This is a genomic window from Microbacterium sp. UBA3486 (genome assembly GCF_002377845.1).
GTDB classification, from domain to species: domain Bacteria; phylum Actinomycetota; class Actinomycetes; order Actinomycetales; family Microbacteriaceae; genus Microbacterium; species Microbacterium maritypicum_A.
Map to the genome: position 1 here is coordinate 37,606 of NZ_DFQP01000104.1, position 22,224 is coordinate 59,829.

22 protein-coding genes and 4 tRNA genes are annotated in these 22,224 nt (G+C 67.7%); 11 read left to right on the top strand and 15 right to left on the bottom strand.

The features are described 5' to 3' along the window. On the top strand, positions 1 to 1,155 hold the full coding sequence (locus B2869_RS16310; protein ID WP_029265323.1) for an alpha/beta hydrolase family protein: 1,155 nt from the start codon (positions 1 to 3) through the stop codon (positions 1,153 to 1,155). Here the strand turns inward: B2869_RS16310 and B2869_RS16315 are convergent. Then, positions 1,139 to 1,570: a SufE family protein gene (locus B2869_RS16315; protein WP_021200666.1), complete on the bottom strand. Its 432-nt coding sequence runs from the start codon at positions 1,568 to 1,570 to the stop codon at positions 1,139 to 1,141. The genes B2869_RS16310 and B2869_RS16315 overlap by 17 nt on opposite strands. Before the next feature lie 19 nt (positions 1,571 to 1,589). After that, entirely contained in the window at positions 1,590 to 2,483 is an 894-nt protein-coding gene (locus tag B2869_RS16320; protein ID WP_021200665.1) for a sulfurtransferase, read from the bottom strand. A gap of 146 nt (positions 2,484 to 2,629) precedes the next feature. Between B2869_RS16320 and zapE the strand changes: the two genes are divergently transcribed. From zapE to B2869_RS16335, 3 genes are all read left to right on the top strand, one after another. Beyond that, positions 2,630 to 3,667 carry a cell division protein ZapE gene (zapE, locus tag B2869_RS16325; RefSeq protein WP_021200664.1) on the top strand — a complete coding sequence of 346 codons (1,038 nt, stop codon included), beginning with the start codon at positions 2,630 to 2,632 and terminating at the stop codon, positions 3,665 to 3,667. A gap of 134 nt (positions 3,668 to 3,801) precedes the next feature. Next, positions 3,802 to 5,040 carry an ammonium transporter gene (locus B2869_RS16330; protein WP_021200663.1) on the top strand — a complete coding sequence of 413 codons (1,239 nt, stop codon included), beginning with the start codon at positions 3,802 to 3,804 and terminating at the stop codon, positions 5,038 to 5,040. Between the two features lie 20 nt (positions 5,041 to 5,060). Further along, positions 5,061 to 5,645: a type II toxin-antitoxin system PemK/MazF family toxin gene (locus B2869_RS16335; protein ID WP_292768872.1), complete on the top strand. Its 585-nt coding sequence runs from the start codon at positions 5,061 to 5,063 to the stop codon at positions 5,643 to 5,645. On the opposite strand, the gene B2869_RS16340 is transcribed toward B2869_RS16335, so the two are convergent. Further along, positions 5,611 to 6,768: a DUF1611 domain-containing protein gene (locus tag B2869_RS16340; RefSeq protein ID WP_292768874.1), complete on the bottom strand. Its 1,158-nt coding sequence runs from the start codon at positions 6,766 to 6,768 to the stop codon at positions 5,611 to 5,613. The two genes, B2869_RS16335 and B2869_RS16340, sit on opposite strands and share 35 nt — an antisense overlap. A gap of 277 nt (positions 6,769 to 7,045) precedes the next feature. Here B2869_RS16340 and B2869_RS16345 point away from each other — a divergent pair, with 277 nt between their 5' ends. Beyond that, positions 7,046 to 7,432, top strand: a complete 387-nt coding sequence (locus B2869_RS16345; RefSeq protein WP_021200660.1) for an SPW repeat domain-containing protein — start codon at positions 7,046 to 7,048, stop codon at positions 7,430 to 7,432. A 75-nt stretch (positions 7,433 to 7,507) separates the two neighbouring features. Here B2869_RS16345 and B2869_RS16350 read toward each other — a convergent pair whose 3' ends face one another. Further along, the gene (locus tag B2869_RS16350) at positions 7,508 to 7,945 is read right to left on the bottom strand and encodes a GIY-YIG nuclease family protein (protein ID WP_292768878.1); all 438 of its coding nucleotides are present in this window, start codon (positions 7,943 to 7,945) and stop codon (positions 7,508 to 7,510) included. 90 nt (positions 7,946 to 8,035) lie between these two features. On the opposite strand from B2869_RS16350, the gene B2869_RS16355 reads away from it, so the two are divergent. Further along, positions 8,036 to 9,193 carry a PQQ-dependent sugar dehydrogenase gene (locus tag B2869_RS16355; protein ID WP_292768881.1) on the top strand — a complete coding sequence of 386 codons (1,158 nt, stop codon included), beginning with the start codon at positions 8,036 to 8,038 and terminating at the stop codon, positions 9,191 to 9,193. A gap of 142 nt (positions 9,194 to 9,335) precedes the next feature. Here the strand turns inward: B2869_RS16355 and B2869_RS16360 are convergent, their stop codons facing one another. The 3 genes from B2869_RS16360 to B2869_RS16370 form a co-directional block, all read right to left on the bottom strand. Continuing rightward, positions 9,336 to 9,467, bottom strand: a complete 132-nt coding sequence (locus B2869_RS16360) for a putative transporter small subunit (RefSeq protein WP_021200657.1) — start codon at positions 9,465 to 9,467, stop codon at positions 9,336 to 9,338. After that, a complete protein-coding gene (locus B2869_RS16365) occupies positions 9,467 to 11,113 on the bottom strand; it encodes a sodium:solute symporter family protein (protein WP_046398999.1) in 1,647 nt (548 codons plus the stop codon). The genes B2869_RS16360 and B2869_RS16365 overlap by 1 nt, the downstream gene beginning before the upstream one ends. Before the next feature lie 463 nt (positions 11,114 to 11,576). Further along, positions 11,577 to 11,652 (bottom strand) — tRNA-Val (locus B2869_RS16370). Between the two features lie 151 nt (positions 11,653 to 11,803). Between B2869_RS16370 and B2869_RS16375 the strand changes: the two genes are divergently transcribed. The 3 genes from B2869_RS16375 (at position 11,804) to B2869_RS16385 (ending at position 12,099) form a co-directional block, all read left to right on the top strand. Continuing rightward, positions 11,804 to 11,876: transfer RNA gene (locus B2869_RS16375), tRNA-Gly, on the top strand. A gap of 54 nt (positions 11,877 to 11,930) precedes the next feature. Beyond that, positions 11,931 to 12,001 (top strand) — tRNA-Cys (locus B2869_RS16380). A 26-nt stretch (positions 12,002 to 12,027) separates the two neighbouring features. After that, positions 12,028 to 12,099: transfer RNA gene (locus B2869_RS16385), tRNA-Val, on the top strand. Positions 12,100 to 12,263: 164 nt separating this feature from the next. Here the strand turns inward: B2869_RS16385 and B2869_RS16390 are convergent. The 6 genes from B2869_RS16390 to B2869_RS16415 all read right to left on the bottom strand — a co-directional run bounded on the left by B2869_RS16390 (position 12,264) and on the right by B2869_RS16415 (position 17,244). Continuing rightward, positions 12,264 to 13,490: a Dyp-type peroxidase gene (locus B2869_RS16390; RefSeq protein WP_292768885.1), complete on the bottom strand. Its 1,227-nt coding sequence runs from the start codon at positions 13,488 to 13,490 to the stop codon at positions 12,264 to 12,266. Beyond that, complete coding sequence (locus tag B2869_RS16395) at positions 13,490 to 14,023, bottom strand: copper chaperone PCu(A)C (protein ID WP_029265333.1); 534 nt, start codon at positions 14,021 to 14,023, stop codon at positions 13,490 to 13,492. The genes B2869_RS16390 and B2869_RS16395 overlap by 1 nt, the downstream gene beginning before the upstream one ends. An 11-nt stretch (positions 14,024 to 14,034) precedes the next feature. After that, positions 14,035 to 14,652 carry a copper resistance CopC family protein gene (locus tag B2869_RS16400; protein WP_292768889.1) on the bottom strand — a complete coding sequence of 206 codons (618 nt, stop codon included), beginning with the start codon at positions 14,650 to 14,652 and terminating at the stop codon, positions 14,035 to 14,037. Between the two features lie 121 nt (positions 14,653 to 14,773). Next, the gene (locus B2869_RS16405; protein WP_292768891.1) at positions 14,774 to 15,379 is read right to left on the bottom strand and encodes a hypothetical protein; all 606 of its coding nucleotides are present in this window, start codon (positions 15,377 to 15,379) and stop codon (positions 14,774 to 14,776) included. Positions 15,380 to 15,443: 64 nt separating this feature from the next. Then, a complete protein-coding gene (locus B2869_RS16410) occupies positions 15,444 to 16,796 on the bottom strand; it encodes a cryptochrome/photolyase family protein (RefSeq protein ID WP_292768893.1) in 1,353 nt (450 codons plus the stop codon). Positions 16,797 to 16,830: 34 nt separating this feature from the next. Next, the gene (locus B2869_RS16415; protein WP_292768896.1) at positions 16,831 to 17,244 is read right to left on the bottom strand and encodes a DoxX family protein; all 414 of its coding nucleotides are present in this window, start codon (positions 17,242 to 17,244) and stop codon (positions 16,831 to 16,833) included. A 181-nt stretch (positions 17,245 to 17,425) separates the two neighbouring features. On the opposite strand from B2869_RS16415, the gene thrS reads away from it, so the two are divergent. Together thrS and B2869_RS16425 are read left to right on the top strand one after the other, a co-directional pair. Continuing rightward, positions 17,426 to 19,351 (top strand): threonine--tRNA ligase, encoded by a 1,926-nt coding sequence (gene thrS / locus B2869_RS16420; RefSeq protein WP_231494447.1) that lies wholly within the window; start codon positions 17,426 to 17,428, stop codon positions 19,349 to 19,351. Then, on the top strand, positions 19,348 to 19,902 hold the full coding sequence (locus B2869_RS16425; RefSeq protein WP_292768899.1) for an HIT family protein: 555 nt from the start codon (positions 19,348 to 19,350) through the stop codon (positions 19,900 to 19,902). The genes thrS and B2869_RS16425 overlap by 4 nt, the downstream gene beginning before the upstream one ends. An 81-nt stretch (positions 19,903 to 19,983) precedes the next feature. Here B2869_RS16425 and pdxY read toward each other — a convergent pair whose 3' ends face one another. Continuing rightward, a complete protein-coding gene (gene pdxY / locus B2869_RS16430) occupies positions 19,984 to 20,835 on the bottom strand; it encodes a pyridoxal kinase PdxY (protein WP_029259275.1) in 852 nt (283 codons plus the stop codon). Between the two features lie 46 nt (positions 20,836 to 20,881). Next, positions 20,882 to 22,189 carry an aminotransferase class I/II-fold pyridoxal phosphate-dependent enzyme gene (locus B2869_RS16435; protein WP_292768903.1) on the bottom strand — a complete coding sequence of 436 codons (1,308 nt, stop codon included), beginning with the start codon at positions 22,187 to 22,189 and terminating at the stop codon, positions 20,882 to 20,884. Positions 22,190 to 22,224 lie beyond the last annotated feature (35 nt).

Below are 22,224 nucleotides of genomic sequence, written 5' to 3' on the forward strand. Positions count from 1 at the left end.
ATGAAGAGTCTCAGGCACGCCGTTACGCTCCTTGTCCCTGCCTTGTTCGCGTTCGGAGCAGCGCTCGCTCTCGTCGTGTTCGCCGTGGCCCGTCGGGTCGTCACGCCCATGCGCCGCGCGACCGACACGGAGATCCTCTCGGTCGACACGGGCGCCCAGACCATCGAGCTGAAGCGCACACCCGACACCGAGCTTCCCGGTCGCTACGGCCTGTTCACGACGGGCACCTACGGCTACGTCAAACTCGGGGCGGTGCTCAGCGCCGATGGTTCGGCCGTGCGGCGCAAGCTCCTCACCCAGATCGAACCCGGCGCACGTGTCGATCGTGCCGCGGCCTTCAGCGGCTATTACTACTCGTCCCCGAGCGAGCTCCATCTGCGCTGGGAGAACCTGCTGATCGGCTCTCCCGCGGGGCCATGTCCTGCCTGGTACTTCCCGGCGTCGTCATCGACCTGGGTGATCCAGGTTCACGGACGCGGAGCGACCCGCGCCGAGTGCCTGCGGGCGGTGCCGGTGCTGCACGCCGCGGGGTTGCCGAACCTGGTCGTGTCGTACCGCAACGACGGCGAGGCCCCGCGCACGAGGGCGGGTGCCTACGCCCTCGGAGCCGCGGAGTGGCGTGACGTCGACGCCGCCATCGCCTATGCGCTCCGACACGGCGCCGAGCGGGTGATCCTGATGGGCTGGTCCATGGGGGGTGCCGTATCGCTGCAGGCCGCCGTGACGTCCGGCCACCGGGAGCGCATCGCCGGGATCATCCTCGAGTCTCCCGTGGTCGACTGGCGCACGGTGCTGCGGTTCCAGGCGAAGCTGGCCGGCGTGCGTGCGCCGCTGCCGGAACTCGCGATGGGGGCACTCCAGATGCCTCTGACCGCGCGCCTGAGCGGAGCGGACGAACCGATCCACTTCGATCGTCTGGACATGGTCGCTCGTGCCGACGAACTGACCGCGCCGGTGCTGATCCTGCACAGCGACGACGACGGCTTCGTGCCGGCGGATTCATCGCACGCGCTGCAGGAGGCACGTCCGGATCTCGTGACGATGCCGAAGTTCACGGTGGCACGCCACACGAAGCTGTGGAACTACGACCAGACCGGCTGGACGACCGCGATCACGGACTGGCTGGAATCACAGGCTCTCAGCGCTTCTGGCTGACCTGGTTCTTCGCCCGCATCAGCATCCCGGTCATGCCCCCGATGCGCAGAGGGGAAACGGCCTTCGTGAGACCGATCGACTGCGGGTAGTCATTGGGAATCGCGAGCACCTCGTCTGCGGTGAGGCCGGTGAGACCCTGCACCAGGATGCTTGCGAACCCGCGGGTCGTCGGAGCTTCGGGCGGGGCAGTCGCGTGCATCGTGACGATGTCATCGTTCACCTCGACATGGATGTACACCGGCGACTGGCACTCCGCGACGCGCTCGTACATCTCCGGGTGGGCCGCGACCTCGTCCGAGACGTCGGGAAGCTCGTCCGAGAACTCGAGCAGCAGCAGGAGGCGATCGGGCTCCGGGGTCTCCAGGAAGCCGTCGCGGATCTCGGCGAGAGTGTCAGGAACGTCGCTTGTGCTCATCCCTGTCATTGTCACATGTTCAGAGTGTGCCGGGCTCGGAACCGGTGACGATGGGCACGCGTACCGCGCTGCCCCACTCTGTCCAGGATCCGTCGTAGTTGCGCACGTTCTCGAAGCCGAGGAGGTGCTTGAGCACGAACCAGGTGTGGCTCGACCGCTCGCCGATCCGGCAGTAGGCGACGACATCATCCCCGTCGCGGAGCCCTGCGCCGTCGCGGTAGATCGCGTCGAGCTCCGCACGGCTGCGGAAGCCGCCGTCCTCGGCCACCGCCTTCGCCCACGGCACGCTCTGCGCGGTCGGGATGTGACCGGCGCGGAGGGTTCCCTCCTCGGGATACGCGGGCGCCGTCGTGCGCTCTCCGCTGTACTCCTCTGGGGAGCGCACATCGATCAGCGGGCTGCCGATGTGGGCCAGGACGTCTTCCTTGTATGCACGGATGATCGAGTCGTCGCGCTCGACGACGGGGTACTCCGTGGGCGGCCGGTTCGTTGCCTCACGCGTGAGCTCGCGCCCCTCGGCGATCCACCGATCGCGTCCGCCGTCGAGCAGACGCACGTCTTCGTGGCCGAACAGCGAGAACACCCAGAGGGCGTAGGCGGCCCACCAGTTGTTCTTGTCGCCGTAGATGACGACCGTGTCGTCGCGTGCTATGCCCTTGCGGCTGAGCAGCTCGGCGAAGCCCTCGCCGTCGACGTAGTCGCGCACGACCGGGTCGTTGAGTTCGGTGTGCCAGTCGACCTTCACCGCGCCCGGGATGTGGCCGGTTTCGTAGAGGAGCACGTCTTCGTCGGACTCGACGACCACGAGTCCAGGAGTCCCCAGCCGTTCCGCGAGCCACTCGGTGGTGACGAGCCGGCCGGGTTCGGCGTACTCGGCGAACTTGGGGGAGGAGGAATCGAACTCGATGGCCATGGGATCTCCGAAGCGTTTGAGCGGACGAGGGTGCGGCTGCAGACGGCGTAGTGTTGATCCGTCCCTTCGACGATAGATCCCCGCCGAGCACCCTGCGCCCGATTCGTAAGACTTCGACACAGGTGAGCACCTGATTCAGGACCGTGATGACCGACCCGACCAGCCGCACGGGAATCGTGCACCTCACCGAGCGCCAGCCGACCGTCAGCGGACCCGAGATGCTGGCGAGCCTGGTGCCGCCGCCGCAGTTCGACACCGCGACGTTCGACAGCTATCGCGCCGATCCCGCATATCCCTCGCAGGAGGAGGCGAAGGAGACGCTGATGCGCTTCGCCGGGCGCGGCACCCCCGCGAAGCGCGGAGGGCTGTTCAGCCGGGCGAAGAAGGAGCCCGAGCTGAAGCCCGGCGTCTACCTCGACGGTGGTTTCGGCGTCGGGAAGACGCACCTGCTCGCCTCGATCTATCACGCGATGCCCGCCCGCCGGAAATACTTCGGCTCGTTCATCGAGTACACCGCCCTGGTCGGCGCACTCGGCTACAAGAACACCGTCGATCTGCTCAAAGGTGCCGACCTGCTGTGCATCGACGAGTTCGAGCTCGACGACCCGGGCGACACGATGGTGATGACCCGCCTTCTGGGGGAGCTCGTGCCGACGGGCACCCGGCTCGCCGCGACCTCGAACACCCCGCCGAACGCGCTCGGCGAGGGGCGATTCGCCGCACAGGACTTCCTGCGCGAGATCCATGCGATGTCCGACAGCTTCCAGACGCTGCGCATCGACGGCGTCGACTTCCGCCAGCGCGCCCTCGACGGACACGCGGTGGTGCTCGACGACGACGCGTACGAGACGGCGATCGAAAAGGCCGGCGCCGCGGGCGCAGCGTCCGACGACCGGTTCGACGACCTGATCCGTCATCTCGCGCAGGTGCACCCCTCGCGCTACATCAGGCTGATCGACGGACTGGGAAGCGTGGGCCTGCGCGGCGTGCGCCAGCTCACCGATCAGTCGGAGGCGCTGCGCTTCGTCGCGTTCGTCGATCGTGTGTACGACGCGCAGATCCCGATCGTGGCCACCGGGCTCGGCCTCGACGCGGTCTTCTCCGACGAGATGCTCGCCGGCGGGTACCGCAAGAAGTACCTCCGCGCCATCTCCCGACTCAATGCCCTGACACATTCTGCGTAAGCCTGCAGGCGCGCGTAACGCGATGTTCACGGGCGGAGCCGCGCTGTAACAGCGGGGAAACAAACCTCACGCATTGACGAAACCGCAGGTCGTCACACTGAAGCTCTCAATTACTTCGGATGTGAGGTTTTCCTATGGATGCTCCCGGCAACATCTCGTGGGCGATCACCGCGACAGCGCTGGTGCTGCTCATGACGCCCGGCGTCGCCTTCTTCTATGGCGGTCTCGTCAAGGCGAAGAGCGTCGTCAGCATGATGATGATGAGCTTCGGCTCCATCGGACTCGTCGCCGTGCTCTGGATTCTCTTCGGTTTCTCGATGAGCGCGGTCGACAGCCCGACCGCGTTCGCTGGCAACCCCTTCGCGGACTTCGGGCTGTCGAGCCTGGCGGCCGGTGAGGGCTCGAACGTCGCGCTCCTGGGGGTGGCCTACGGTGCCACATTCGCGATCATCACGGTCGCGCTGATCTCCGGAGCGATCGCGGATCGTGCGAAGTTCGGCAGCTGGCTCATCTTCGCCGGCATCTTCGCGACCGTCGGCTACTTCCCGGTCGCCGCATGGGTCTGGGGCGGTGGCTGGATCATGAACCTCGGCACCACGCTCTTCGGCGAGGACAGCGGCATCGGCGTGATCGACTACGCCGGCGGTACCGCCGTGCACATCAACGCGGGCGCCGCGGCTCTGGCACTCGCCCTGGTCCTCGGCAAGCGCATCGGGTTCCAGAAGGGCATCCTGAAGCCGCACAACGTGCCGCTCACGCTCCTCGGGGCCGCCCTGCTGTGGTTCGGCTGGTTCGGTTTCAACGCGGGAGCGGAATGGCTGGCCGAGGACATGGGCGGCGTCGGACTCATCGGTCTGAACACCCTGGGCGCCACAGCCGCCGCCATCCTCGGCTGGATCCTCGTCGAGAAGATCAAGGACGGCAAGCCCACCTCGGTCGGTGCAGCGTCCGGTGCCGTCGCCGGTCTGGTCGCGATCACACCGGCCTGCGCCAACCTGACGCCGGGTTGGGCTCTGCTTCTCGGCGCACTCGCCGGTGTCGTGTGCGCCCTCGCGATCGAGTTGAAGTTCCGCCTCGGATTCGACGACTCGCTCGACGTGGTCGGCATCCACCTCGTCGGCGGTCTCATCGGAACGCTGTACCTCGGCTTCTTCGCCACCGAGACGGGACTGTTCGTCGGCGGCGACGCCCGCCAGCTCGCCGTACAGCTGATCGCGGCGCTCGGAGTGCTGATCTACTCCTTCATCGTCGCGTTCATCATCGGCTTCGCGATCGAGAAGACCATCGGCTTCCGCGTCACGAACGAAGACGAGATCGCCGGTGTCGACCAGGTCGTGCACGGCGAGGAGGGCTACGCACTCGCAGACGCGTGATCAGCGGTTAGGGTGACCGTGTGAGCAAGACCAACGGCATCCTGGCAACACTCGCGGAGATCCTGCTCAAGGCAGTGGGCTCCGGCCGGGCGTCTCGGACATCAGATCCGAGACGCCCGGACGCGCGTCTACGGACCCCGCAGGAGCGCCCGACGCCCGCGGGTGGCGGTACCGACCCGGGACGGGCGCGCGGCACCGACACCGTCCGCATCGATCCGGATCGGATCACGCGCCTGCAGGTCGGCTACGCACCGCAGCGGGACGGCGCACCGGATGCGGGAGAGATCGTCTGGACCTGGGTTCCCTACGAGGAGAACGACGGTCGCGGGAAGGATCGTCCCGTGCTCGTCATCGGGCGGGAGTCCGGAGAGCGCGTGTACGCGGTGCGGATGACGAGCAAGCCCCATGACGGTGACCGCGACTATCTGTCGATCGGTACGGGCGACTGGGACTCTCAGGGTCGAGAGTCCTGGGTGGATGTCGAACAGCTGTACAGCGTGCACGAGCGCGGGCTGCGGCGAGAGGCCGCCGTTCTCGATCGGGGGCGCTATGACCGGGTCGGCGCAGCTCTCACGCGGCGCTACGGGTGGTCCGTCGCGGGCTGAGCGTCGGGAATGCCTGCAGCACCATCTCCACGAGCTCCGCCAGCGGTCGGGTCAGGGGGTCGGTGGCGGGGAGTCCGGTGTCGAGCTCGATCTCGTCGATGGCGGCGGCGAGCTGCTCCGCCGTGAGGTTCTCATGGTTCACCGTGACGCCGATGACCTTCGTGTCGGCGAAAGCCTCGATCAGGGCGATCTCACTCGTGACCGTCGGCATCGCGACCATCGGGAAGTCGCCCAGGACCGTCCGGCCCGGGGCGTGCTGCACGATGACCCCCGCAGGGTGACTGCCGCGGAGGATGTGCGCCGAGGTGATGTATGCGGGGTGGCTGAGCGCGCCCTGTCCCTCCACGATGATGACGTCCGGGTCTTCGCCTTCGAACGCCGCGACCACCTGGTTCTCGACCTCACCCGAGCAGAACTGGGGCACGAGGGCGTCGAGCGCGACGCCGTAGCGGCCGCCCTGGATGATCGTGGTCTGTCCGGTGCCGACCATCACGGCGTGGACGCCACGATCGTTGAGGGCCTTCACGAGGATCGTCGCGGTGGTGCGCTTGCCGATCGCGCCGTCGGTCCCGAGGATGGTGATGCGCGGACAGGTCACGTCGAAGATGCGGCCGGAGAACAGATGGAGATCCTTCTTGTCCCGGGGGCGACGGATATCGGTGATCGTGACCTGGGCGAGAAGGGCAGCCGCGACGAACTCGGCATCGTCGGTGAGGAACTCGTGCAGGCCGTTGATGATGTGCATCCCGCGGGCGATGCCGTCGAGCAGCACGGTGCGCTGTTCGGCGGAGAGCAGCCCATCAGCCGGTGCGACACCGCAGATCAGGTAGTCCGGCACGTGACCCGCATGAGCGATCGCCGTCGGGAGTCCGTCGAGGATCGGGATGTCGTTCGCGAGACCGTCCAGGAGCACGCCGGCGTCCGCACCCGCGTGGGTGCTGTCGATGACGCTGAGGATCTCGTACCTCTCCGAGTGTCGGACCAGACCGTTCGCGGTCTTGCCGTCCTGCTCGCCGAACTGGCCCTCGCAATACACGATGGCCGTCGTGCCGACGGGGAGGGCGATGGGCGCCGCCCAGGCGTGCGCAGGGTCGAGAAAAGAGGGGACTGACGGGGTGGGCATGATGCTCCTCGGGCTCACACAGAGGAGGCGACGGAGAACGAAATGACCCAGGAGGCCCGTTGGTCGACGAGAAGTCTTCCCTGATGCCGGCGAGATACCGGCATGCTCAACGTAGCAGGGCTGCCTGGGACCGGGCCGCGAGTGTGCCGTCGAGAGACTCGAATCGAGCTCTCCGGCCCGCAGGTCGATCGTTCTCCGAGGCGGGGAGGCAATCCGATCCGGGGCGGGCTTCGAACCAGTGGTGAGTCGCGGAAGCGGCGCCACACAAGGAGGAATCATGCGTTTCATCCCCACCAAGGTCCATGGAATTCTCGACTACATCGTCGGCGTCGCGTTGATCGCCGCTCCCTGGCTGTTCGGCTTCGCGAACGTGGGCGGAGCGGCGGTCATCATCCCGATCGTCCTCGGTGTCGGGCTGATCGTGTACAGCCTCTTCACGAAGTACGAATGGGGCCCCTTCGGTTTCATCCCGATGCCCGTCCACCTGGTGTTCGACATCGTCGCCAGCCTCTTCCTCGCCCTCTCGCCGTGGATCTTCGGGTTCGCGGGCGAGGCGCTGAACGTCTGGCTCCCGCACGTCGTCGTCGGCGTCGCCGTGATCGTCGTGGTGCTGTTCTCGCAGCCGCAGCCGGCGACCACCAGGGGGCATGCGGCCACGGCCTGATCCCCGCAGAGACGCGGTGCCGGGCGACTGGACTTCCCGAAGCAGTCGCCCGGCACCGTCACGTCCTGGCGCAGGTCACGAGGCATCGAGACCGCGGAGCGCGTTGCTCAGCCATCGCCCGTAGAGCAGCCACGGCTCACCCTCGCGGCGGAGGGCGTCGACGTGCGTCCGCAGATCGTCCGTCAACGTGAACCACTCTCCGCCTTCGCGGTCCGAGGCGAACTCGCGGTGTCGCTGCTGCTCGACCGGGCGTCCGCCCCGCTCGAAGGCGAGAAGCTCGTCGTGTCGGATGCTCGCCAGCCGTTGTCGCGGTCGTCGGCTCGTGCCGATCTTCACCCGACGGTCGAAACGGATGTAGTAGACGACGTCGATGCGGGGGAGCGGGAGATCGGCGTCGGGGACGTCCCCGTAGCGCCATCCGCAGGAGGCGCAGCGCCAGGAGTCGTCACCGCGGGCACCGCGCGTTCCTCCGCAGAGGGTGCACGGGCCCGGGAGAGCTTGTTCCTTCGACACCGTGGCAGGCTACGCGCCCCCTCGGACACCTGCCTCTTCTGCGGTGCGCGCCGCTCGCCTACTCTCGAACGGAGGATGAAGGGATCGGCGATGACGACGACGCGGAGGGCGCAGAGGACGCCGGCCGATCCGCGTGTCGCCGCGGTCGCTCGAGGGGCGGGCGCTCTCGTCTCGACTGCTCTCGTCTCGACTGCTCTCATCGCGATCGCTCTCGCCGCGTGCGCTCCTACGTCCCCCGCCTCGTCCTCTCCCGCGCCGCTCGCACCCTCGCCGTCCGCCGGATCGGGAAGCATCGTTCCGGGGCGCGCGTCCACGGTCGCGGCTGGACTGGAGGCCCCATGGTCCATCGCCTTCTTCGGGAGCACGGCGCTGATCAGCGAACGGGACACCGCCCGCATCGTCGAGGTTTCCGGCGACGGGAGGCTTCGCGAGCTCGGGATGATCGACGGCGTCGCGCCTCGAGGAGAGGGGGGACTGCTCGGTATCGCGCTGCGGGACGATTGGCTGTACGCGTACTCGACGGCTGTCGGCGAGAACAGGGTGCAGCGCTTCGCGTTGTCGGGGGCGCCGGGTTCGTTCGAGCTCGGCGAATCCGAGACGATCCTCTCCGGGATCCCCGCCGCCGGGAATCACAACGGCGGACGCATCGCGTTCGGCCCCGACGACATGCTCTACGTGACGGTCGGCGACGCGGGCGACCGTGAGGGCGCTCAGGATCGGGACTCGCTGGCCGGGAAGATCCTCCGCATCACACCGGACGGGGACGTGCCGGAGGACAACCCCTTCCCGGGATCACCCGTCTACAGCCTGGGGCACCGCAATCCTCAGGGCCTGGCGTGGGACGACGAAGGCACGCTCTACGCGAGCGAGTTCGGCCAGGACACCTGGGACGAACTGAACGTGATCGAGGCCGGTGGGAACTACGGGTGGCCGACGGTCGAGGGCATCGCGGATCGTGACGAGTTCGTCGATCCGGTCCAGCAGTGGTCGCCGGACACCGCCAGTCCGAGCGGCATCACGATCGCGTCGGGATCGATCTTCATCGCGAATCTCCGTGGAGAGCGGCTCAGGGAGGTGCCGCTCTCCGACGTGCGCACCGCCGGAGAATACTTCGTCGAATCGCTCGGGAGGCTTCGCGACGTCGTGGTCGCGCCAGACGGGGCACTCTGGGTTCTCACGAACAACACGGACGGGCGGGGCGATCCCCGCGAGGGCGACGACCGAGTCCTGCGTATTCCGATCGAGTAGCGCTACGGAGGGCGGCGACGCGCGACGACGGGCGGCATCGAGACAATCCTCTTCGTCCGAGCGCGAGAGGTACAGGCGCGGGGCAGTGCGCCGATGGCTCCGCACACACGCCTTGTCGACATCTGTGCGGAGCCATCGATGATCAGATGATGTCGCGCCCTTCGCGTCTCGCCTCCTTGGCGTCCTTCACGAAAGCCCGAATCACGACGGTGAGCACTCCGACGACGATGATCGGCCACACCAGCACGTACGCGGTCAACAGAATGGTCTCCATCAGGCGTCCTTCCCGGCGAGCGTGGCGTCGCCCTTCACATCGGCGCTTCGTGTGATATCCCCGGTGTCGAAGCTGCCGGTGCGCTCCTTGATCAGGTCGAAGTCGAATCTCCGCGTCCTGTTCATCATCGTGAGGGCGACGCAGACCAACGTGCTCACCGCGTATGCGACCAGTGACCCCGACAACACCGGGTACTGGTGCAGGAAGCCGATCGCGAACGGCGCCGACACCAGCGTGGCCAGCGTCCCGACCACAAGCGCCACCCGCAGACCGAAGAAGCCGAACGACATCAGGGCCAGGACCACCCCGATCCCGACGACGGAGAGGACGTCACTCGCGAGACCCCAGCCCCCCGACAGGGAGATCCACTCGAAACGCACGGGCAGGAACGCGGCGAGCGCGGCGATCACGGCGATGCTGAACGCGGAGTTCGTCACGCGGTCCCAGTAGAAGCTCGCGATGACGGGGAACACGAGCGCTCCCCACAGTGCACCGACGAACACCAGCAGGTCGAGGATGTTGAACTGCATCGATGCGAAGCCGAGTGCCGCGGCGGTTGCGCCGATCATGGTGAGTCTGCCGATGAGCAGCATCGTCTTCGGGTTGGCGTTCTTCTTGCCCGCGATGTTCTGCCCGTAGATGTCAGCCATCATGATCGACGAGAGAGCCGTCATGTCGGCATCCGCGGTGGACGACAACGAGCCGATGATCATGACGAAGAACACGCAGATCAGCAGCGGGGGCAGGTATGTCGAGGCCATCTGCGGGATCAGATTGTTGACGTCGCCGTCCATCGGCTGGATCCCTGCGTACAGGGCGAGCACTCCCAGCATGCCGATCCCGATGATAGACGCGCCGTACCCGAATGTCGCGGTGACGAATGTCTTCTTGATCAGGTCCTCTCGCACGGCGAACAGTCGCTGCGCGATGGTCTGGTTGCCGATCGCGTAGGCGAGCACCGCGGCGATGTAGGGAGCGCCCTGGTTGAAGAACGCGTCGGAAGAGAAGAAGTCGCCCTGCTGCGGGGTGAGATTCGCTGCGCCGGTGACGAACAGCTCGGGGCCACCCGCGGCGAAGAAGATCACCGGAACGATGATCGCGACGGCCCCCAGCATGGCGATGACCTGCGCAAAGTCGGTGAGCACCGACGCCCTGAAGCCCGACCACAGCGTGTAGGCGAGCACGCCGATCGCGATGGCGACGATGCCCTGTGTGAAGGTGAACGGCGACAGCATCGAGACGAGCGCGCCTCCGGCGATCAGATTCGACGTGAGGCTGATCAGGCTGCCGAGCACATTGGAGCCGGCGAGCATGAGCTGACTCGAACGTCCGTGGCGGGCGAACATGACCTCGGCGATGGTGTGCGCGTGAGGTGCGACCGTGCGGATGCGGCGCCCGAAGGGATAGATGAGGAGGATCATCAGTGCACCCCAGAGGCCGTAGTGAATGGGGCCGGAGATGCCGTAGGTGTATCCGGATGTCGCGGAGGCGTACATCGAGGATGCCCAGATCCAGGTAGCGGTCATCGAGGCCGCGGAGATGCCGAACCCGATCTTGCCGCCACCGGTCATGTATCCGTCGGCGTTCTCCTTTCTGCGGGAGATGCGGATGGACATGTAGAGGCTGCCGCCGAAGAACAGCAGCATGAGCAGGATCACGACCGGTCCTGACAGTGTGTGGAAGTCTTCCACCGGGTACTCGCTTTCTCGTCTTGGTGCGGCGATGCCGCCTGTCGATGGAGAAGGAGTCCCGCTAAGTGGGGGAGTAGTGCGTCGTCTGGTGTTGAGGGTTCTGCGGGGAGTGGAGAAGGGTCGGCATGGCGAGAACGAACCTGGACCACTGAGGCGCATCACAGCACACAGACGAGTAGCCCGGGGTGCGGCTCCTTTCGAGGACGCCCGTTTCCGGGCGCACCGAACAGCGGTGCATCCTCGAACGGGATTCGGTGATCGCGTGGTCGCCGGTCGGCGTCTGACGCGTGAGATCGCGGCGGAGCCACGACCATCGCTCAGGGGGTGAGAGCGTCTCTCGACCATAGCAAGTTCCCAGGAACGCCGCCGGGGGAGCGGGCAGGGGACGAAAAAGCCCCCGGGAGAACCGGGGGCGATGTGGTGGGCGATACCGGACTCGAACCGATGACCTCTTCCGTGTGAAGGAAGCGCGCTACCAACTGCGCCAATCGCCCATACCCGTGGGGTACGTCAACCGATACTACCGGACGCTCGGAGGCCTCGCGGACCACTCGGCGAGACACGCGCGAGATTCGCTGCCGGTTTGGCGGAGTGCGGATCTTCGGCTAATGTTTCATGAGTGCCCGGGACAACCGGGAACGAAATGCGGATGTAGCGCAGTTGGTAGCGCACAACCTTGCCAAGGTTGGGGTCGCGAGTTCGAGTCTCGTCATCCGCTCGAGTGCAGTAGGGCTTCTTCGGAAGGTCTGCCGCACGTGGGGTCAATCCACACGGTGGCGTGGCCGAGCGGCTAGGCACCGGCCTGCAAAGCCGTTTACACGGGTTCGAATCCCGTCGCCACCTCACGGAAAACTGAAAAGCCCCAACGGGCGCGATTGGCGCAGCGGTAGCGCGCTTCCCTGACACGGAAGAGGTCACTGGTTCGATCCCAGTATCGCGCACACTGAAACCCCCGGATTTCCGGGGGTTTTTTCGTGTCTCGAAAGTCTCTCGTACTCCGAGGATGTCGCGCCCATCGGTTTCCGAAGCAGGCCGTTCCTCGTCGGGGGAGTGCCGCCCGCCGCTGCGGGCGTGCCCGGATGGGCCCGGGCACGCCCGCAGCCGATCACGCCAGAAGCGTGTCGCCGATGAATCCGTCTTCCGCGCATCCGGGCGGGATCGCGAACACGGCTGAGCCGATCGGGACCGTCCACTCGTTGAGCAGGTCGAGCTCGTCGAGTCTGCGCTGCATCGGGATGAACTGCCGCGCGATGTCGGCCTGGAAGGAGACGAAGATCAGCCCCGACTCGGAGACCTCGGCGCCGATCGGACGCTCGTCGTAGTTGTACGCGCGCCGGAAGATGCGCTCCTCCCCGTCGCCGCGCGCCCGCCGGATATGTGCGAACTGCGGGATCACGGGGAACCCTATCGACGTCGTCGCCTCGAAATCGGGTTCGTCGAACTCGTCCGTCCCCGTCAACGGTGCCCCGTTGGCGAGTGTTCGCCCCACAGAGGCATCGCGGCCGCCGCGGTCCAGGCGGTCCCACTTGTCGAGGTCCATGCGGATGCGGCGGATCACCATGCCGGTGCCGCCTGCCAGCCAGCCGTCCGCACTCCACACGACCTCGTCGAAGTCCGGTGTGCCCGGTTCGGGGTTGGTCGTGCCGTCCACCTGTCCGAAGAGGTTGCGCATCGTCGTCCCGGGGCGCTCCGTGCCGTAGGCGCGGCGGAACCCCTGCTGCGTCCATCGGATGCTCGCGAAGCCGCGGGCGTCCTTCAGGAGCATCCGTGTCGCGTGGGCAACCGTCAACGGATCGTCCCCGGCGAGCTGCAACAGCAGGTCTCCATCCGAGAATTCCGGCCGCAGCTGATCCACCCCGAAAGCCGGGAGCGGTGCGAGCCACGCAGGGCCGGAGCCCGCGGCGCGGGAGACGAGACCGGGTCCGAAGCCGAAGGTGATCGTGAGCCGCGCCGGCGAGAGCGCGAGCTCCGGCTCGGAATCGGCGAGGGCGGGGAGCCCCTGCGTCAGACGAGCCGCGTCGTCCGTCAGGATCCGCATCAGGCGAGTGAGCCCGTCGCGGTCCACATCCTCGCGGAGATCGAGCCCGAGGAAGACACCGTGGGCTTGCGCCGCGGTGTCGACACCGGCTTGGTGGGTGCCGAAGAACGGAACGGTCTGCTCGCCGTTCATCGGCGTGGAGACCGGCTTCGCACCGTTCTCCTGACTGTTCAGGGCGATATCCACTCCGACGGCCGCGACCGCGCCGACGCCGGCGACGGCTCCCCCGAGGAGGAACTGTCGCCGGGTCGACCCGGCGCGGCGGGAGCGGGCGCCCTCGGCGGGCGCCGACATCACTGCCCCGAGCCGTCTTGCTCTTCGCCGCCCTCGTAGTTCTCGTTCGCGCCGGAGTAGTCCTTGACGGGAGCGGTGAACTCATACGTGGAGTCGTCGGAGAACGTGAGGGTGAAGGTCACGTCGCTGCCTGCCGTGAGAGGACCGGTCAGGTCCATCATCATGATGTGGTTGCCTCCCGGCTCCAGGGCGAGCTTCCCGCCGGCGGGAATGACGAACCCGCCGTCCTTCTCGCGCATCACCATCTCACCGGCCTCGTTCTCGACCGTCTCGTGCAGCTCGAGCATGTTCGACGCCTCGGACGTGACGGAGACGACGGTCACGTCGTCGTCACCGCTGTTGACGAGGGTGCCGAAACCGGCGGACATGCCCTCTTCCGCCGACTTCACCCACGCATCCTCGATCGTGACGGCGTCACCGGCGGGGCGGGATGCGGATTCGGTCGGGGAGCTCTCCGGGGTGCACCCGGTGAGCGCGAGGAGGGAGACCGCGATAACGGCCGCGAGGCGGGGAAGGTTCTTGCTGGTGTTCACAATGGTGCCTTTCACAGGTCATCTGCCGCGGAACCGCCGTCTTCCGGCGGAGCGGCTGCCGTCCGAGGACGGCGGAGGAATCGGATGAGGACGAGGACGAGGACGGCCACTGCCGCCCCGCCTGCGCCGATGAGCAGCACCCTGACGGTGCCGCCGGAATCTGCTGCGTTCTGATCCGGCTGTTCTGCGGATGCCGACGGGGTCTCCGCCGCGCCGCCGGGCGCGGGGGCCGCCATCGGCTCGGCATCGCCCACGGTGAACGGGACGACGCCGGCGATCGGATGGCCGTCTTCCGATACGACCTGCCACCGCACCTGGTAGCCGGCGGTCGGCATGCCCGGCTCGAGGGGGGCGGTCACCGTACGGCCCGCGACCGTGACGTCACCGGAGACCCAGTCCTTCCCCGAGGCGTCGACGACCAGGACGACAGCCCCGGTCAGTGACTCGTCGAGCACCAGGAGTTCACCGGAGAAGGTCATCGTGATGCTCTCCGGCGCGGCCGCCAACTGCTCGTCGGCGGCCGGGGAGCTGGAGATCAATTGATCGTGGGCGGACGCGGGCGTGGCGATCGCGAGGGTCGCGACCGTCGCCAACGCCAGCCCGGCCGCAATCCTGCGGACAGGGGACATGGGAATGGCCTCTCATCAGACGTCGCGTGAGCGACGTGCATGCATGCGTTCAGAACCCGTGCGCGACGAAAGGCGCACGGAGGTGACGCACCACAGGACCGGTGAAAGCCCAGGGCGCGGATCAGATCGCTGCGGAAAGGGGAGGAGCGCGGCCTCTGAGGGTCGCGAGGAGAACGAGGCCACCGGTACGCGTGAGCTCGAACACGCCGCGGAGGCCTCGGGGGAGGCGGAGCGCGGGGAGCACGAGCACGTGATCGACGCGACGACGCAACCAGCGACCCAGCTGGGCGGCGAGATCGCGCGCCGCCAGGATCAGACGCTCGCCTCGGTACAACGCCGCGATCGTCAGGAGCGCCGCGAGAGCGTGGCCGAGCCACATCGATGCGTCGGCGGTGACAGCCTCAGGGAGGCCAGGCGTCGCGGGGATCACGAGAGGCGCACCGTGCACGTGCGGGACGGAGACACCGGAGGGGGTGACGGTTCCGAGCACGAAGAGGGTGTGGAACAGGAACTGGCTCACCGCGACCGAGAGCGTCAGGCGGATGAGCGACAGTGAGCGGCCGGCGAGCAGCACGCAGATCATGAACGAGAACACCCACGGCACGACGATGCCGAGCGCACCGGGCATCTGCCCGCCACCCGACACGTGCCCCGCGAGTGCGACGAAGATCGCCAGCGACGAGGCAGCGAAGCCGCGGATGACGGCTGGCTTCCTGGACTCGGTCACGGCTCCAGTCTGGCATGGACGGCGCGCGCGTCCTTCTCCGACCATCAGGTGACAGGCCCTCCGGTCACTCGCGGCGAGTGCGTGGGGTGCGCTTGACGACGTCGTACGCGGCGAGTGCCGCCTTGCGTGTGTCACCCAGGTCGACGATCGGCTCGGCGGGGGCGTCTGCGGCCCAGCGCGAGATGTAGAGGTTCTGGGGGTCGAACTTCTTCGCCTGGAGTTCGGGGTTGAACACACGGAAGTACGGAGCGGCGTCGGCGCCGGATCCGGCGACCCACTGCCAATTGAAGGGATTGCTGGCTTCATCGGCGTCGACGAGCGTGTCCCAGAACCACTCTTCACCCCGGCGCCAGTCGATGAGCAGGTTCTTCACGAGGAAGGAAGCCACGACCATCCGCACCCGGTTGTGCATGTAGCCGGTGTGCCAGAGCTCTCGCATGCCGGCGTCGACCAGAGGCACGCCGGTCTCACCGTGCTGCCAGGCATCGAGGTGGGTGGGGTCCAGCGGCGGCCAGGGGAAGGCGTCGAACTCCGGTCGCAGGTTCTCCGAGGCGAGATCGGGGGAGTGGTACAACGTGTGCCAGGCGAACTCGCGCCAGCCCAGTTCGGAGAGGAAACCTCCCGCACCGTCGACACCCACCGCCTCGTGCCAGACCGTGAACGGGCTGATCTCACCCCAGCGGAGGTGCGGTGACAACCGCGACGTGGCACCGGAAGCGGGTTCATCGCGTGCGCGGTCGTAGTGCCCCAGGTCTTCGTCGAGAAAATGGCGTAGACGCCGTCGCGCGGCGGGTTCACCGGGCTCCCAGGTCTCGCGCAGGCCGTCGGCCCAGTCGGGGGCGGTGGGCAGCAGGCTCCAGTCCTCGAGGGCCTCGGTTGCCGGAGTGCGTTGCGGGCCCTCGACCGTTCGCGGCTCCGGGAGCGGAGCGCGGGGCGCGGGGAGCGCGAGGCACGCCCGCCAGAAGGGAGTGAAGACGGAGTAGTGCGTGCCGCTGCCCGTCGTGACCGTCCACGGCTCGTGCAGCAGAGAGCCGGCGAAGGAGGCGACCTCGAGTCCCTCGGCCCGGAGGGACGCCTTCAGCGCGGAGTCGATCGCGCGCTCGGCACCTCCGTAACGGCGATTCCAGTAGACGGCACCCGCTCCGACTTCCGTCACCATCTCACGCACGATGCGCTCGGCCGGGCCGCGACGGAGCACGAGTGCGCCACCGCGCTCGCGGAGCCGCTCGTCCAGCGACGCCAGAGAGTGGTGCAGCCACCAGCGCGCAGCGCCACCGAGCGCACGGATGCCCGGTGACTCCTCGTCGAGCACATACAGCGCGATGACCGCTTCGCCTCGTTCGATCGCGGCCCGCAGCGCAGGGTTGTCGGCGAGTCGGAGATCATCGCGGAACCACACGATGGAGGGGGACGTCATGGGGACCATTCTCCTGGAGGTCGGGCTCGGTCGTTCAACGACGACGGCGGTCGCGGCGGCGCGGGTTCTCGTCTCCGGTCGCCCACAGCGCCCACAGAACGAGAAGCGGCTGCAGGAAGAGCCTGCCGAATCGGCGAGCATCCGTGTCGAGTCCCGGGGTCGAGCGCTTCGTGCGCCACTGGTGGATGTTCCCGGGCAGCACGGCGACGAAGAACGCGGCGGTCGCCCAGCCGATGCGGCGCCGCTCCCTCGGCAAGACGAGCAGGCCGGTGGCGAGAGCGACCTCCGCGGCACCGGAGGCGATCACGATCGTGTCCTTGTCCAGCTTGGTCAGGCGGGTCGCCCAGTCCGGCACCACCACCCGGAATCCGCGGGTGCTGAGGAAGTGGCCGACCCCGATCGCGCCGAGCGCGATCGCCAGGATCCATCGTGCGACTGCTCTGTCCATCCGTTCACGTTACGTGATGCGCGCGAGGGGGCGTGCACGTCCTGCGGCGCGGACGAGGACGGTCAGGAGGACCGGGTCATGCGAGTAACCTGGGTATCGACCCAGATGGAGAGTTTCTGTGCCTGAAAACGCCCGGCCGAATGACGGCTTCGCCCTGTTCACTGACCGAAACGTCGTCGCGATGCGCGTCAACGGCGACCTCAAGGATCTCGCCACGACCGTGACCGACACCGATGTGGTCGAAGCGGTCACGATCGACAGTGCGGACGGGCTGAACATCCTCCGTCACTCGGCAGCCCATGTGCTGGCGCAGGCGGTGCAGCGCATCAACCCGCAGGCGAACCTGGGCATCGGCCCGCCCGTCACCGACGGCTTCTACTACGACTTCGGCGTCGAGACCCCGTTCACACCTGAGGACATCAAGGCGATCTCCAAGGAGATGCAGCGCATCGTCCGCGAGGGCCAGCGATTCGTCCGCCGTGTCGTGACCGACGACGAGGCCAGGGCCGAGCTCGCGGACGAGCCGTTCAAGCTCGAGCTCATCGGCCTCAAGGGCGGGAAGGAAGCCGCAGAGGGCGCCTCCGTCGAGGTGGGCGAAGGCGAGCTGACGATCTACGACAACACCACCCGTGATGGCGAGGTCGTCTGGAAGGACCTCTGCCGCGGCCCGCACCTGCCCAACACGCGCATGATCGGCAACGGCTGGGACCTGACGCGCATCGCCGCCGCGTATTGGCGCGGCAGCGAGAAGAACCCGCAGCTGCAGCGCATCTACGGCACGGCATGGCCGACCAAGGACGAGCTACGTGCCTATCAGGAGCGCATCGCCGAGGCGGAGCGCCGCGACCACCGCAAGCTCGGTGCGGAGATGGACCTGTTCTCCTTCCCCGACGAGATCGGCTCGGGACTCGCGGTGTTCCATCCCAAGGGCGGCATCATCCGCTACGAGATCGAGGAGAACCTGCGCAAGCACCTGCTGCGCAACGGGTACGACCTCGTGAACAGCCCGCACATCACGAAGAAGGACCTCTTCATGACGTCGGGTCACCTGCAGACCTATGCCGACGGCATGTTCCCGCCTATGCACCTCGACGAGATCGTCGACGAGGAGGGGAACATCACCCGCCAGGGTCAGGACTACTACCTGAAGCCGATGAACTGCCCGTTCCACAACCTCGTCTTCCGCTCGCGCGGGCGCTCCTATCGTGAGCTGCCGCTGCGCCTGGCCGAGTTCGGGACGGTCTACCGCTACGAGAAGAGCGGCACGCTGTCGGGACTGACCCGAGTGCGCGGTCTGACGCAGGACGACGCCCACATCTACGTCGCGCAGGACCAGGTCAAGGAAGAACTCACCACCAACCTGAACCTCGTCCTCGACCTGCTCCGCGACTACGGCCTCAACGACTTCTACCTCGAGCTGTCGACGAACGAGGAGGGGAACCCGAAGTTCCTCGGCGAGCCGGAGCAGTGGTCGACGGCGATCGACACGCTGCGTGAGGTCGCGATCGAGTCCGGCCTCGAATTGGTCGCCGACCCCGGCGGCGCGGCCTTCTACGGACCGAAGATCTCCGTACAGGCACGTGACGCGATCGGGCGCACCTGGCAGATGTCGACCATCCAGCTCGACTTCAACCAGCCGGAGCGCTTCGAGCTGGAGTACACCGGACCCGACGGGCAGAAGCACCGGCCGGTGATGATCCACCGCGCGCTCCTCGGCTCCGTCGAGCGCTTCTTCGCGATCCTCCTCGAGCACTACGCCGGCGACTTCCCGCTCTGGCTCGCACCCAGCCAGGTGGTCGGCGTCCCGGTCGCCGAGCAGTACGGCGACTACCTGGACGACGTCATCGGGCAGTTGCGCGCTGCGGGCGTCCGGGCCGACGTCGACCACTCGGATGACCGCATGCAGAAGAAGATCCGCACCCACACGACGGCGAAGGTGCCCGTCATCCTCATCGTCGGTGAGCAGGATCGTGCCGCGGGTACGGTGTCGTTCCGTTTCCGCGACGGCACGCAGGAGAACGGCGTCCCGGTCGCGGACGCCGTGCGCCGGATCAACGCCGCCATCGCTTCGCACGCGCTCGTGCTGAAGGCAGGGGACCTGGCGTGACCGAAGGGGAGCAGCCGCTGGAGGACGCCGGTCGCCTCGCCGGCGTACCGGACGAGTTCCAGCGGCTGTGGACCCCGCACCGGATGGCGTACATCCAGGCGGGGCCGGAGCCGCTGCGCGAGGAGTGCCCGTTCTGCGAGGCCCCGAAGTTCCCGGATACCGAGCGGTTGGTCGTCGCCCGGGGCGAGACGGCCTACGTGCTGCTGAACCTCTTCCCCTACAACTCGGGACATCTCCTGGTCTGCCCGTACCGCCACATCGGCACCTACGACCAGGCGACGCCGGAAGAGGTCGCCGAGATCGGAGCGCTGACGCAGACGGCCATGCGGGTTCTCCGTGAGGTGTCCCGATGCGACGGCTTCAACCTGGGCATGAACCAGGGCGCGGTCGCCGGCGCCGGCGTCGACGCCCACCTGCACCAGCATGTGGTGCCGCGTTGGACGTCGGACGCGAACTTCTTCCCGATCATCGCGAAGACCAAGGCGCTTCCCCAGCTCCTCGGAGAGGTGCGCGAGGCCGTGGCAGCGGCCTGGCCGGAATCCGACCACTGAGGCCGACGGCTTCGTCCCTCACCGCCCACCCGTCCGGCGGGCATCCGTCGAGCGGGGGAGCGGCGAGAGCGAGTACGGGCCTCAGCGCACCTGGCGGGCGGTGAACTGCATCTGCGGGTTCGCGTAGAACTCCTGCGCCTCGACGAGCTGCAGCTCGCGCTCACCGGATTCGAGCGTGGCCTTGAGCAGGTCGTACACGCTCGATGCCGTGCGCTCGAGCGCGATCCTCGCGCTGCCCGTCTCGACGTAGTGGGCGGTGAACAGTGCCGCGGTCACATCTCCTGAGCCGTTCGCCTTCATCGGCAGGTGCGGGGTCTGCACGAGCCAGGCGCCCTCCCCGTCGGCGGCGAGCATCTCGATCGTGCCCTCTTCGCGGTCGGGGCGCTCGACACTCGTCACGAGCACGGTGCGCGGACCCATCGCGTGCGCGAGATCGACCGAGGCGAGCGTGGACTCGAGCGTGTCGGGCTCGGTGTCGGTGAGGAAGCCGAGCTCGAACTGGTTCGGCGTGATGATGTCGGCGACCGGAACGACGCGCTCGCGCAGCAGCACCGGGATGGCCGGCGCCACGAAGCAACCCGACTTCGCGTTGCCCATGACCGGGTCGCAGGCGTACACGGCGTTCGGGTTCGCGGACTTGACGCGCGCGACGGCGTCGATGATCACGTCGCCGATGCCCTCTCCGCCCTGGTAGCCGCTGAGGACGGCGTCGATCTGGCCGAAGACGCCGCGTTCCTCGATGCCCGTGATGACCTCGCGCACATCGTCGGGAGCGATCATCGGTCCGCGCCAGGCGCCGTAGCCGGTGTGATTCGAGAAGTTCACGGTGTAGACCGGGAGAACTTCGACGCCGATGCGCTGCAGAGGGAACACGGCGGCGGAGTTTCCCACGTGTCCGAAGGCCACGGCTGACTGGATGGAGAGGATCTTCATTCTCCGACTCTTTCGTTCAGGGCGGGCCGGTGCCCGCGACGGATGGTCATCGCCCGGCGGCGACGAGGTCTGCGACCAGTGATTCGGCCTCGTCGTCCGAGAGGTCGTGCACCGTCAGGCGCAGGTGATGCGACGGCCCGGCCTTCTCATCGAGCGCGAAGTCGTCTCCGGTGCGGGCGAGCCAACCGCGGCGCATGAGCCGGTCGGCGACGGTCCGCGCGGGCCGGGGGAATTCGATCCACAGGCTCATGCCGTCGGACACCGTCGCATCGACGCCGCTCTCACGCAGTCGCGCGGCGAACGCCGCGTTGCGCTGCGCGTAGTGCGCGGCGGCGGCGGCGACCTCGGCCATCACCGCATCGTCGGTCAACTGCGTGAGGGCGAGTCGCTGAAGGAGATGGCTCACCCAGGTGGTGCCGGGGCTCAGCCGCATCGCGAGGCGTTCCGCGGTCTCCGGATCGGTGGCGGCGATGGCCAGGCACATGTCCGGTCCCAGGAACTTCGACACCGAGCGCACGAGGGCGAAACGGCGGTGGTCGGGGCCGATGAGGGACTCGTAGGGGCGCTGCGACAGCATCGAGAAATGGTCGTCCTCGATGATCAGCACGTACGGGTGGTCGGCGAGCACGGCACGAAGGTCGGCGGCACGCGATGCGGTGAGGCTCGCGCCGGTCGGATTCTGAGCGCGCGGGGTGCAGATGATGGCGCGGACACCGGCCTCCAGCGCGGAACGCAGGCCGTCGACCGTCATCCCCTCGGCATCGACAGGCACGGGGACGGCCCGGTATCCGCCCAGGCGCACGGTGTGGATGCTCGCCAGGAAGCACGGGTCTTCCAGAGCCACCGCGTCGTCACGCATGAGCGCCTGGGCGAGCAGCCTCTCGACGGCGTCGACGGCGCCGCTGGTCACGGTGATGCGGAAGTCGACGTCGTCGAGGTCGGTCGAGATCCAGTCCCGGGACCACTCTTCGAGACCGCGGTCGATCACGGGCTCGCCGTAGAGGACGGGACGGGACGCGATGGTCATGAGCGCCGGCGCCGGGTCGGGGATGAGGCGCGGATCGGGGTTCCCCGTGCCGATGTCGCGGAGCACGGTATCGGGGGCATAGCCCTCCTGGGCCACGGCCTCGATCCCGGCGACGACGGTTCCGGCGCGCCCACGGGAGATCACGAGGCCCGCCTGCGCGAGCTGTCGATAGGCGGCGACGGCAGTATTCCGATTGACGCCCAGGGTGGCAGCCAGCTCCCGCACCGGGGGGAGCACCGCACCGGCCTGGAGGATTCCGCGGTCGCGCAGGGAACGCACGCTGTCGGCGATGTCCGATGCGGTGCTGCCTGTGATCTGGTCGCTCATGGTCCTCCTCAGCGATTCTAGGTCGAATCGGACAG